This window comes from Gillisella vitis, assembly GCF_001541345.2.
Classification (GTDB): Bacteria; Pseudomonadota; Alphaproteobacteria; order Rhizobiales; family Rhizobiaceae; genus Allorhizobium; species Allorhizobium vitis.
In genome coordinates this window covers 820,710-832,750 of record NZ_LMVL02000002.1, presented here as the reverse complement: position 1 = coordinate 832,750, position 12,041 = coordinate 820,710, and the positions used below count along the sequence as shown (strand labels likewise).

Here is a 12,041-nt window from a genome sequence, read left to right as displayed (position 1 = left end):
GTGATAGCCCAAATCCGCGCCTAAGAAAACTGTCCTTAAGCCTTGGCCAACAGGCACCGGCTCATTCAGAACAACACCTTTTCCAAGGGTGCGCGCAACGCTTCCGCCACCTTCAGCGCCTCTTCACGCCCGGCGATATAATCGCGATTGTCAGGCACACTCATCCGCTTCTTGGTGATTTGCAGTTGGAAAATGAAGAAATCCTCGTGGGTGAAGGCCATTTCTGAGCCTGCGAGATAAAACTCCCACATCCGCACGAAGCGTTCGTCATAGAGCCGCGCCGCCTCATCGCGGCGTGCCATAAACCGGTTTCGCCAATGGCGCAGGGTATGGGCGTAATGCATCGGCAGGATTTCGCAATCGGCCACCAGCAGGCCGGATTTTTCGATGGCCGGCAGGACTTCGGCGAGCGAAGGAATATAGCCGCCGGGGAAGATATATTTCTCGAAAAACGGATTGTTGTAGAGCGCCGGATAAGGCTGGCCGATGGAATGCAGGATCATCACCCCATCATCCTGCATCAGCTCATGCACCTTGCGGAAATAATGCCGGTAATGGGTTGGGCCGACATGCTCGAACATGCCGACCGACACCAGCCGATCAAAAGGCTGGGACTTCAGGGTCCGGTAATCCTGCAAATCGAAACGCAATTTGTCGCCGAGACCGCGCTTGCCCGCCCGTTCGCGCGACACCTTCAGCTGTTCTTCGCTGAGCGTGATACCGCTGACATCGACCCCGCAGGTTTCCGCCAGATAGATCGCCATACCACCCCAGCCCGAGCCGATTTCCAGCACCCGCTGGCCTGGCTCCGCCATCAGCTTTGCGGCAATATGGCGCTTCTTCGCCAATTGCGCCTCCTCCAGCGAAATGCCCGGCGGATTGAAATAGGCGCAGGAATATTGCCAGTCCTCGTCCAGAAACAGGTCGAACAGCTTGGCGCTGAGATCGTAGTGATGGGCGACATTGCGACGATTGCGGTTAACAGGCAAAGCCCCCCGCGCTTTTGCCGACACCACCCGCAACAGCCCGCGCCAGAGCATCGGAAAGGTCAGGTCGGACACCAGCGTATTGGTTTTCACCAGTGCCAGCAGGTCGTAGATATCGCCTTTTTCGAAGGCCATCCGGCCCTGCATGTAGATCTCACCCAGCTTTAGCTGTGCATCGCGATAGATCTCGTCTTCCGCCTGGTCATCGAAGAAATGGATCGCAATCGGCGGCCCTGAACCATCTCCGAAACGCTGCATCTGGCCATCGGCCCCGATGACATCCAGCGTGCCTTTTCGGATGATCCTCATCAACATGCCACGAAGAGACGATGCCATTGACACCTCCTGAAAGGAAAGAGATTGCCTGTCCGCTGACCGCAACCCTATCCTCTCCAATGACGCTGACAAGTATGCTTTTGTCACATAACCTTCAAAAACCCAGGGAACTTTTCCGAAAAACAAAACACGCGCTCACCTCAGGGTGTGCGCGTGTTTTGTGTTCTCGCAATGATTTGCAGTGCATCGGATCGAAAAACGGACACCGGTTTGCGGGCTGATGCTGGTGAGGCGTTATTTCTTACGCATCGCCTCGGCCAGTGCCGCCCCCAGGCCACCCATCGCCGGCTTTTCATCACGGGCCGGTTTCGGGTTGGCATTGCGCATCACCGCCGGGCCGCGATTGTCGCGGGCGGATGGCGGCGGCGCCTCTCCACCATCCTTGCGCATGGTGAGCGCAATGCGCTTGCGCTTCACATCCACCTCAACCACCCGGACTTTCACCACATCACCGGCTTTCACCACCTCATGCGGGTCTTTGACGAATTTGTCGGCCAATTGCGAGACATGCACCAACCCATCCTGATGCACGCCGATATCGACAAAGGCTCCGAAGGCCGCGACATTGGTGACTGTGCCTTCCAGCAACATGCCGGGCTTCAGGTCGGTGATTTCTTCCACACCATCAGCAAAGGTGGCAGTCTTAAAACTCGGGCGCGGGTCACGGCCCGGCTTTTCCAGCTCGGCCAGAATGTCCTTCACCGTGGGCAGACCAAACTGCTCATCGACGAACTGGCGCGGGTCCAGCCCTTTCAACAGGCTGCTGTCGCCCATCAGGGTGCGCAGATCGCGCCCGCAGGCAGCGACGATTTTCTTGGCAACGCCATAGGCTTCCGGGTGAACAGACGAAGCATCCAGCGGCTCCTTGCCATCGGGAATGCGCAGAAATCCGGCGCATTGCTCGAAGGTGCGTGCACCAAGCCGCGCCACTTTCAACAGATCCTTGCGACTGGAAAACGGACCGGTCTGGTCACGATGCGCAACGATTGCTTCGGCAATCGATCCGCCCAAACCCGACACCCGCGCCAGAAGCGGAGCCGATGCCGTGTTGAGATCGACACCCACCGCATTCACCGCATCTTCCACCACGGCATCCAGCGAACGGCCTAGACGGCCCTGATCGACATCATGCTGATACTGGCCAACGCCGATGGATTTTGGGTCGATTTTCACCAGTTCCGCCAATGGATCCTGCAAGCGGCGGGCAATGGACACGGCCCCGCGCAAGGACACATCGAGATTGGGGAATTCCTTGGCCGCCAGTTCCGACGCCGAATAGACCGAGGCGCCTGCTTCCGAAACGATGACCTTGGTAGGTTTCTTGCCGGTCGCGGGCAATTGCGCCAGCATATCGGCCACCAGCTTTTCCGTCTCGCGGCTGCCAGTGCCATTGCCGATAGAGATCAGATCGACGCCGTGCTTGCGGATCAGGCCCGCCAGCTCGGCCTGCGTGCCGCGAATGTCGTTTTTCGGCGGGAAAGGATAGACCGTTGTCGTCTCCAGCACCTTGCCGGTGCCATCGACCACGGCCACTTTCACGCCGGTGCGGATGCCCGGATCAAGACCCATGGTGGGACGCGAACCGGCAGGCGCTGCCAACAGCAAATCCTTGAGATTGCGGGCAAAAACGTGGATGGCCTCTTCCTCGGCCCGCTCCCGCAGGTCGCGCATCAAATCCAGCGATAGTGACATGGAGAGCTTCACCCGCCAGGTCCAGCCCGCCACCTCCATCAGCCATTGATCGGCAGGACCTTTCTGGCCGATCTGATAGGCGGACGCGATCATCCGATGAGTTGGCTTGATCAGCGAGGTATCGTCCTTGTCGGCCTCGATGGTCAGCGTCAAAATCTCTTCATTCCAGCCGCGCAGCATGGCGAGCGCCCGGTGGCCCGGCACCGTTGCCCAGCGCTCGAAATGGTCGAAATAATCGGCAAATTTCTCGCCAGACGCCTGTTTGCCATCCTGTACTTTGGAATAGAGGATTGCCTTGTCTTTCAGGTAATTACGCAGGCTCTTCAACAGGTCGGCATTTTCCGCCATGGCTTCGGCAACAATATCGCGCGCACCTTCCAGAGCCGCTTTGACGTCCGCCACTTCACCCTTCACATAGGCCTCTGCCAGCTTGGCCGGATCGCTGCTGCGGTCTTCCCAAATCGCATTGGCCAGCGGCTCCAGCCCCTTTTCACGGGCAATTTCGGCGCGGGTTCGACGCTTGGGCTTGTAGGGCAGATAGATGTCTTCCAGCTCCGCCTTGGTGGCGGTGCGGGCAATCTTGATGGCCAGTTCATCGGTCATCTTGTCTTGTGACGTGATGCTATCGACAATTGCCTTGCGGCGCGCGCCAAGCTCCCGCAGATAGGTCAGGCGCTCGGCCAGATTGCGCAATTGCGTATCATCCAGCCCGCCGGTCACTTCCTTGCGGTAGCGGGCGATGAAGGGAACCGTGGCGCCGCCATCCAACAAATCCACCGCAGAGATCACCTGATCGGCTCGGGCATTGATCTCGCTCGCAATCAGTGCGGCAATGGATTTGATATCGTCGGCCATGAAACTTCCTTCTTGATCGTGCGGCGCGCACTGTAGCCAGCCAATCGGGCAACACAACAGCCAAGCAGCGCGACTCCACAGGAAACCCGCCAGAATATCAACCTGCGGGTTAACCATCCTGCAAGGAAACCGCCTACCGAACAAGGTTAACCATTTATGACCATTCACTTTTTCTCCGCTATCCCTATAGTTCGAAATGGAACAGGCATACCCTGCCAGAACTGGGCCAGAGATGAATAAAAGCCAATATATCCAGAGTCTTGACGGATTACGCGGCCTTGCGGCCTTTGCCGTGGTGCTCTCGCATATGCCCTTGCTGCTCGGTATCAGCCTTTCGGCCCTGCTGGTCGGCGATCCCTCGGTGGCGCTGTTTTTTTCGCTCAGCGGTTTCCTGATGGCCCATCTGTACGGCACAAAGCCCTTCACCCGCGCCAGCGTCGCCGATTATCTCGTGCATCGCTTCGTGCGGATCTATCCGGTCTATCTGGTCGCGGTGCTGCTGGTCGTCCTATTGTCGGCCATTACGGCCTTGCACTATATCCAGCCGGTCGTCGGTCTGGTGGAGATCGTCCGCCATATCGCCATGCTCGGCTCCAGCGGCGTGTTCTGGTCAGTGCCACCGGAAATCCAGTTCTATCTGTTTTTCCTGCTGCTCTGGCTGTGTTTTGAAAATCCGGCCAAGCGCCCCGGCCTTTGCGCGGCCATCGCTGGCGGGTTTGCCATCGCCATGTATCTCGGCTTCCCCGGTCCTGGCATCGTGCTGCTGTCGAAAATTCCCTATTTTCTATTCGGCGCTCTGTCAGGCCGGGTGTTTTCCGCTGGCTATTGCCGACCCACAACGGCGCTGTCCGGTCTCGTGGTCCTTGGGCTGATCGCCCTGTTCTTTCTCGGCCAAAGCTTTTATGCCGCTGCCAATGTCTTCTGGGGAACGTCAACGGCGCTGATCGCCACCATCATCGTCTATCTCGCCGCCTGCGAAGCGCCAATATCCAAGGCGGTGCTGGCCTCGGCTCCGCTGCGCTTTGCAGGACGGATCAGCTTTTCGCTCTATCTCTTCCACATGCCGGTCAGCTTCCTGACACTCACGGCGCTACGCAATGCATTTGACACCGCCCTTCCCGGCTGGCTTGCCGCCCTTATCATGATTGTCGCCAGCCTTGCAGCGGCAACGCTCAGCTATAGCGTGATTGAAAAACCCTCGCGCCGCTTCTTTCTCGGCCTGTGGAAAGCCCGTTTTCCAGCCTCGGCATCCGAAGGCAAACCAGCCATTCCAGCGACGACGCACCTTTCCTCTTGACCTTTTCGGCTGCCCGCCTTAACCGCCGGGCAGGTTTTCCAGAGGGCTTTGCCATGAATATTCTGCTGATCGGTTCGGGTGGACGTGAACATGCGCTGGTCTGGAAGCTTGCCCAATCGCCGCTGATCGGCGCCTTCTACGCCGCCCCAGGCAATCCCGGCATTGCCGAACATGCCGAACTGGTCGACATCAACATCGACGACCACGCCGCCGTCATCGCCTTCTGCAAGGACAAGGCCGTGGATTTCGTGGTGGTCGGGCCGGAAGCGCCGCTGGTGGCCGGGCTTGCCGATGCACTGCGCGATGCAGGCCTGACTGTTTTCGGTCCATCGGCGGCAGCCGCGCAGCTGGAAGGCTCCAAGGGCTTTACCAAGGATGTCTGCGCTCGCTTCAATATCCCGACAGGTGCCTATCAGCGCTTCAACAATGCGCCGAAAGCCAAGGCCTATGTGCGCCAGCAGGGCGCGCCAATCGTTATCAAGGCCGATGGTCTGGCGGCTGGCAAGGGCGTGACCGTGGCGATGACGCTGGACGAGGCGCTATCGGCTATCGATGATTGTTTCGAAGGCGCTTTCGGGGCCGCCGGTGCCGAAGTGGTGGTGGAAGCGTTTCTGGATGGTGAGGAAGCCAGCTTCTTCTGCCTGTGTGACGGCAAGACGCTGCTGCCGCTGGCCACCGCCCAGGACCATAAGCGGGTCGGCGATGGCGATACCGGCCCCAATACCGGCGGCATGGGTGCCTATTCCCCTGCCCCCGTGATGACGCCTGACATGGTGGAGCGCACCTTGCGCGAGATCATCGAGCCGACCATGCGCGGCATGGCGGAACTGGGCATGCCGTTTTCCGGGGTGTTCTTTGCGGGGCTGATGATCACCGAAAAAGGCCCCGAACTGATCGAATACAATGTCCGCTTTGGCGACCCAGAATGCCAGGTGCTGATGATGCGGCTGAAAAGCGATCTTCTGCCGCTGCTGCATGCCTGCGCCACCGGCACGCTAGATAAGGTTTCAGCCGAGTGGCACGATGACCCAGCGCTGACTGTGGTGCTGGCCTCCAAGGGTTATCCCGGCACCTTCACAAAGAACACCCCCATCGCCGCCGTCCCTGCCGCCAGCGATGAGGCAAAGGTTTTCCATGCTGGCACCGCCCTGAAGGATGGCCAGTTGATTGCCACCGGGGGGCGCGTGCTGAACGCAACGGCCCGCGGCAAGACGGTGGCTGAAGCCCAGGCAAAGGCCTATGCGCTGGCCCGGCAAGTCGAGTGGGACAATGGTTTCAGCCGCAGCGATATCGGCTGGCAGGCGATTGCCCGCGAAAAGTCGTTGGAATCCTGATCCAAAACGAGCAATCGATAAAATTTGAACATTCCAGATTACGGCGCGACAACATCCTTTGGCTAATCTCTCCCTATGAATTTGAGGAGTTAGCCTTTGATGAGCCAGTCAATGCGTGTCGTGATCGCCACTCTTGCCACCCTGTTGCTGGTGCAGACGGCGCAGGCCTCGTCCATCGAAATAATCGGTGGCGGCGACGTGGCGACGCCCAGCATTTCGGCTATGTCCTGCACAACCTGCCCGCCCAGCGCCCCGATAAAAGCACCGGAACAGGCCCAGGAAATCCTGGCGGAAGGCACCCAGCGGATCGAGCTTCGCGATACCAACGGCCATAAACAGCTGCTGCGCACCGAAGCCTGGCTGGGCGGTTCGCCCGTCACTTACGTTCAGAAGGCGGATGGTTGGCTGGACCATGACAATCAATTGGTGGGGCTGGCCGGAGACGGGCTGGACACGGCAACGACCACCGCAGCCGTCGGCGATGATTATCACCCTCTCGATGCAGATAGAATGCAACTGCGCCTGAAATAATCCCTCCACTATCGGCCCCATGGTGTTGATGAGGCGACAATCTGAGACTGTGCCAATGCATTTGCCATTTGCCATTTGCGACATAACGCAGATTCACAACCCATTCGTCAATTATTGATAAAATACAACCGAAAACTGCCAAGGGACTGTCTTTAGGCTTTTTTTAGCAAATGCCACTATACTCCTTGAAAATTGATCGGGGCTGGAAGACACCTATGAAAAATCTCAGGATTTCGCTGCAACTGTTCCTTCTGGTCGGCGGATTGATGGCGGCTTTCGCAATCGCGACATTCTTCCAGATCCGCTCCTCAGAGCAAACCATCTATACCCAACGCTATGAAATGCTGCGCACCGAGGTGGAAACCGCCATTTCGGTGATGAAGCTTTACAATGCCAAGGAAGTGGCGGGCACCCTGTCTCGGGCAGATGCACAAAAGCAGGCCTATGAGACGATCAACGCGCTGAAATTCGATCCCGACGGCTATTTCTTCGGCTACGACTATGATGTGAACATGCTGTTTCATCCCGATCCGAAGCGCGTCGGGCAGAATTTCAAGGGCAAGGCCGATAGCAAGGGCTTTGCCTATCGTGACGAATTGGTCAAGCTTGGCCGCGAAGGCGGCGGGCGCACCGACTTCTACGGTCCAAAGCCAGGCCAGGAAGGCAATGATTTCCGCAAGAGTTCCTACGCCAAGGCCTTCGAGCCATGGGGCGTCGTGGTCGTGACCGGCCTCTACATGGACGATCTCGATGCCGAGGTGAATGCGGCAATCTTCAAAGCCATTTCCATGGGCCTGATCGTCTTCGTCATCGGTCTTGCCGCTGCTTATGTGGTGATCCGTGGCATTTCGCGACCGCTGACGGCCATTCACGATGCGCTGCGGGCCGTGGCCGATGAAAATGTTACGCTGACCATTCCCCACACGAATATGAGCAATGAAGTCGGCATGATGGCCAAGGCCACCAAATCCTTGCAGGAAAAGGTGCGCGAACGCCATGCCATGGTGGCCCGCCAGGAGGAACAGCAGCGCGAGTTGGACAGCGAGCGTCAGCAGAATGCCGACCGGCAGGCTGAAGAGGCCCGCGCCCAGGCGCATGTGGTGGCGACCATCGGCGCCTCGCTGGAGAAGCTGGCAACCGGCGATCTGACCGTGCGCTGTGCCGATCTCGGTGCAAAGTATGAGAATCTGCGCGATAATTTCAACGATGCCCTGACCCGGCTGGAGCAGGCCATGGCCCGCGTCAACCTGAAGGGCAACGATATCAGCATCAGCAAGGAAGAAATTCGCCGCGCCTCCGGCGAGCTTGCGACCCGCACCGAACGCCAGGCCGCCAATCTGGAAGAAACTTCGGCAGCCTTGGACGAGTTGACCGTGGCAATTCGCCAGACCGCCGATGGCGCTCGCGAGGCGGCAAGCCGGGTGAAATCGGTCAGCCAGGAAGCCCAGCAGAGCGACGGCATTGTCGGCCACGCCATTGAGGCGATGAGCGGCATCGAAAAATCCTCCGAGGAAATCACCAAGATCATCGGGGTGATCGACGAGATTGCCTTCCAGACCAACCTTCTGGCGCTGAATGCCGGTGTGGAAGCGGCGCGTGCCGGTGAAAGCGGCAAGGGGTTTGCGGTCGTCGCTCAGGAAGTGCGCGAACTGGCACAACGCTCGGCGGCAGCCGCCAAGGAAATCAAGGCGCAGATCGCGCGCTCCTCGGCTCAGGTCACGGAAGGCGTGCAGCTGGTGGGCCGCACCGGCGAAGCCCTGAAGCGGATCTCCACCCAGATCACCGAGGCCAACGACGTGGTGGCGCGCATTGCCGCCAGCGCCCAGGAACAGGATACCACGCTCCGCTCGATCTCGTCCGCGCTCAACGTGCTCGACACCACCACCCAGCAGAATGCCGCCATGGCCGAGGAAACCACCGCCTCAGCCGAGGTTCTCGCCAACGACACCGGCGACCTTCTCAACCTGATCCAGGGTTTCCGCGTCAACCAGCAGGGTGATGGCGCGGCGCTCAGTGGCATGGCCCAGCAGATGCGCCGGGCTGGCTAAACCATCCGTCTCCCAAGACGAAAGCCGCCGGCGCAATCCGGCGGCTTTTCTGTTAAGAGCCACTTGAAACCGCTGCCTCAAGCGCTTCGATGGTCCTATCTGAAAACACTGCAACACCCGCCTGTTTCAACAGGGCCGCTGTCACGCCGAAGCCCGGATGGCGGGCGCCTGAAAACGAGCCGTCATAGATAAAGCCGGAGCCGCAGGACGGGCTGCCGTCAATCAACAGAGCATAGCGACAGCCCTGTTCCAGGGCCACATCCACCGCGTTGCGGCCACCGGCGATAAATTCTGCGGTGACATCGCCGCCGGTCACTTCCAGAACGCGGGCGCGGCCTTGCAGCACATCCTCGCCATTGCCGCCCTGCTCGATTTCCGCTGGCGGACGCGGCGTCGGCAGGCCTCCGGCCTGTTCCGGGCAAAACACCATCAGCCGCCCCTCGTCTTGCCAGCGGGCAATAGCGGGATGATACAGGGGCTTGCCCTTGCCATCATAGCGCACCGGACGGCCCATGAGGCAGGCGCTGATCAGGATTTTATCCATGTCTGCGCCTGCTTTCCTTACCCGGCGATCTTGGAGAAATCCGCCACCGTGCCGGTTGCTTCGCGGATCGCCTTCAGCAGTGCCAGGCGATTGGCGCGGATGGCGGCGTCTTCGTCATTGACCAACACATCCTCGAAGAACCGATCGACCGGGGCGCGCAGGGTGGACAGTGCCTGCATGGCGGATCGGAAATCTTCCTTAGCCACGGCCTCGGCTGCGGATTGGGTGGCCTGGATGATGGCGGCATAAAGCGCCTTTTCGGCGTCGAGTGTCAGCAGCGCCTCGGACACGCCATCGGCCACCACCGTCCCCTTCTTTTCCTCCGCCGCCAGCAGCTGCGTGGCGCGCTTGGTGCCCGCCAACAGGTTCTTGCCGTCTTCGGAGGTGATGAAAGCGGTGAGTGCTTCGGCGCGGCGGGCGACCATCAACAGATCGTCGGCATCGGGAGTCAGGACCGCATCGATAATGTCGTGGCGAGCGCCCTGGTCGCGGAGGTAGACTTTCAGGCGGTCGTGGAAAAATTCTAAGACAGTGAATGCTACAAAGGTACGCCGAATATTTTCAACCCCCATTATAGCCGACAGTCTCTCATTGAGACCAGTTAGTACTTGTGCATATTCAGCAACGTTATCAGCTGTAATGTCCTCAGCAATCGAACCAAATGAATGGCTAATATTTTCAAAAGTGGAGGCGGCTATGCCAACAACGTATCTTAAGCGTAGCCGAATCCCCTTCTCCAGCAAAATCCGCACCACGCCCAACGCCGCCCGCCGCAGTGCAAACGGGTCCTTCGATCCTGTCGGCTTCTCGTCAATGGCCCAGAATCCAACCAGCGTATCCAGCTTATCGGCCAGTGCCACCGTAATCGCCACCTTGTCTTCCGGCAGGCGATCCGATGGGCCTTGCGGCTTGTAATGATCCTCGATGGCCGCAGCGACGCTTTCAGGCTCACCCTGAAGCGTCGCATATTTGCGGCCCATCAGGCCTTGCAGTTCCGGGAATTCGCCGACCGCTTCGGTGCGCAGATCGGCTTTGGCCAGCACCACGGCGCGGTCCACCAGTGCTTCATCAGCACCGACGACAGGAGCCAGAACCTTGGCCAAGGCACGGATGCGGGCGACCCGCTCGCCTTGCATGCCGAGCTTGGCGTGGAACGTGACGTTCAGCGCATCCAGCTTGGCCATCCGCTGGTCGAGCGGTTTTTTAAGGTCGAGGTCGAATTTCGCGGCAGAGGCTTCAAGCGTTTCCAGATCCGGCAGGTTGCCCTGGTCGCGTTTCCAGAAATGCAGGGCATCGGACAGACGGGCGCGGACCACCTTGCCATTACCATGGATGATTTCCGCACCGCCATCATGGGCGGCGATGTTGGAGATCAGGATGAAATGGTTGGAGAGCGCGTCACTCTCGCCAATTGGCCGGGTGACGAAGCATTTCTGGTTGGTCTTGATGGTCAGCCGGATAATTTCCGCCGGGATTGACAGGTAATCGGCCTCAAACGTACCCAGCAGGACCTGCGGATATTCCACCAAGCCCGAGACCTCTTCCAGCAGGCCCTCGTCTTCCACCAGATCCAGCCCGTTGGCAAAGGCGATGTCGCGGGCGTCGTGCAGGATGATGTCCTTGCGCCGCTCGGCATCAAGGATCACCTTGGCCTTTTCGAGGCTCGACACATAATCGTCGAAGCGCCGCACGGTGATGGCATCCGGCGCGTGGAACCGATGGCCATAGGTGATGTTGGAGGCGGTGATCCCGTCGATGTCGAAGGGAATGATCGCCACTTCGTCATGCTCGGAGCCGAAAGTACAGAGAATGGATTGCAGCGGCCGCACCCAGCGCAGGCTTTCCGACCCCTTGCCCTCGATGCCGCCATAGCTTGAGCCCCTTGGCATGGAAGCCGCACCGGAGCGCATGCTCTTCGGCCAGGGAAAACTGCGGATAATGCCCGGCATCACCTCGGTGATGATCTCTTCCGCCGAGCGGCCCGGCTTGTCGATCATCGCGACGTAGAAATCGCCCTTCTTGGGATCGGTCTTGACCACGGCCTGATCGATGGAGGCAAGCCCGGCGCCGCGCAAAAAGCCCTCAATGGCCTTTTCCGGCGCCGAGACGCTCGGCCCCTTGCGCTCTTCCTTCACATCGGCGGAGCGGGCCGTCAGGCCGCGAATGTCCAGCACCAACCGGCGCGGCGTCCAGTATTCCCGCGCACCTTCATAGGTCAGGCCCGCATCGACAAGTGCATCGGTGACCAGCTTTTTCAGATCGCCCGCCGCCTTGCGCTGCATGCGTGCGGGGATTTCCTCGGAGCGAAGTTCAAGCAGAAGATCGGGCATGGGACTGACTTTACGGTTGGCTTTATCGTGAAGCGGACTTAGCAAGCCCGAAGCGAAAAGTCATCCATGCAATGGCGGCAAAATGCCA

At 59.4% G+C, this 12,041-nt stretch carries 8 protein-coding genes; 4 read left to right on the top strand and 4 right to left on the bottom strand.

All coding sequences use genetic code 11. The annotated features are described in order from the left end of the window. Nucleotides 1-65: 65 nt before the first annotated feature. Complete coding sequence (locus ASB66_RS08740; RefSeq protein WP_060719136.1) at nucleotides 66-1,322, bottom strand: SAM-dependent methyltransferase; 1,257 nt, start codon at nucleotides 1,320-1,322, stop codon at nucleotides 66-68. 234 nt (nucleotides 1,323-1,556) lie between these two features. Then, nucleotides 1,557-3,869, bottom strand: a complete 2,313-nt coding sequence (locus ASB66_RS08735) for a Tex family protein (RefSeq protein WP_060719137.1) — start codon at nucleotides 3,867-3,869, stop codon at nucleotides 1,557-1,559. A gap of 232 nt (nucleotides 3,870-4,101) precedes the next feature. Between ASB66_RS08735 and ASB66_RS08730 the strand changes: the two genes are divergently transcribed. From ASB66_RS08730 to ASB66_RS08715, 4 genes are all read left to right on the top strand, one after another. After that, complete coding sequence (locus ASB66_RS08730) at nucleotides 4,102-5,166, top strand: acyltransferase family protein (protein WP_060719138.1); 1,065 nt, start codon at nucleotides 4,102-4,104, stop codon at nucleotides 5,164-5,166. 53 nt (nucleotides 5,167-5,219) lie between these two features. Continuing rightward, complete coding sequence (purD, locus tag ASB66_RS08725; protein ID WP_060719271.1) at nucleotides 5,220-6,500, top strand: phosphoribosylamine--glycine ligase; 1,281 nt, start codon at nucleotides 5,220-5,222, stop codon at nucleotides 6,498-6,500. Nucleotides 6,501-6,599: 99 nt separating this feature from the next. Continuing rightward, nucleotides 6,600-7,031, top strand: a complete 432-nt coding sequence (locus tag ASB66_RS08720; RefSeq protein ID WP_147274027.1) for a plant virulence effector HPE1-like domain-containing protein — start codon at nucleotides 6,600-6,602, stop codon at nucleotides 7,029-7,031. A 215-nt stretch (nucleotides 7,032-7,246) separates the two neighbouring features. After that, nucleotides 7,247-9,079 (top strand): methyl-accepting chemotaxis protein, encoded by a 1,833-nt coding sequence (locus ASB66_RS08715; RefSeq protein WP_060719140.1) that lies wholly within the window; start codon nucleotides 7,247-7,249, stop codon nucleotides 9,077-9,079. 52 nt (nucleotides 9,080-9,131) lie between these two features. Here ASB66_RS08715 and ASB66_RS08710 read toward each other — a convergent pair whose 3' ends face one another. Together ASB66_RS08710 and glyS are read right to left on the bottom strand one after the other, a co-directional pair. Next, nucleotides 9,132-9,623 carry a 2-thiouracil desulfurase family protein gene (locus tag ASB66_RS08710; protein ID WP_060719141.1) on the bottom strand — a complete coding sequence of 164 codons (492 nt, stop codon included), beginning with the start codon at nucleotides 9,621-9,623 and terminating at the stop codon, nucleotides 9,132-9,134. A 17-nt stretch (nucleotides 9,624-9,640) separates the two neighbouring features. Next, nucleotides 9,641-11,953 carry a glycine--tRNA ligase subunit beta gene (gene glyS, locus ASB66_RS08705; protein WP_060719142.1) on the bottom strand — a complete coding sequence of 771 codons (2,313 nt, stop codon included), beginning with the start codon at nucleotides 11,951-11,953 and terminating at the stop codon, nucleotides 9,641-9,643. Between the last annotated feature and the right edge of the window lie 88 nt (nucleotides 11,954-12,041).

Excerpts from the sequence above, each read along its gene's own strand:
- purD (WP_060719271.1), top strand. The coding sequence starts at position 5,220 with ATGAATATTCTGCTGATCGGTTCGGGTGGACGTGAACATGCGCTGGTC.
- ASB66_RS08740 (WP_060719136.1), bottom strand. The coding sequence starts at position 1,322 with ATGGCATCGTCTCTTCGTGGCATGTTGATGAGGATCATCCGAAAAGGC.
- ASB66_RS08735 (WP_060719137.1), bottom strand. The coding sequence starts at position 3,869 with ATGGCCGACGATATCAAATCCATTGCCGCACTGATTGCGAGCGAGATC.
- ASB66_RS08715 (WP_060719140.1), top strand. The coding sequence starts at position 7,247 with ATGAAAAATCTCAGGATTTCGCTGCAACTGTTCCTTCTGGTCGGCGGA.
- ASB66_RS08720 (WP_147274027.1), top strand. The coding sequence starts at position 6,600 with ATGAGCCAGTCAATGCGTGTCGTGATCGCCACTCTTGCCACCCTGTTG.
- ASB66_RS08730 (WP_060719138.1), top strand. The coding sequence starts at position 4,102 with ATGAATAAAAGCCAATATATCCAGAGTCTTGACGGATTACGCGGCCTT.
- glyS (WP_060719142.1), bottom strand. The coding sequence starts at position 11,953 with ATGCCCGATCTTCTGCTTGAACTTCGCTCCGAGGAAATCCCCGCACGC.
- ASB66_RS08710 (WP_060719141.1), bottom strand. The coding sequence starts at position 9,623 with ATGGATAAAATCCTGATCAGCGCCTGCCTCATGGGCCGTCCGGTGCGC.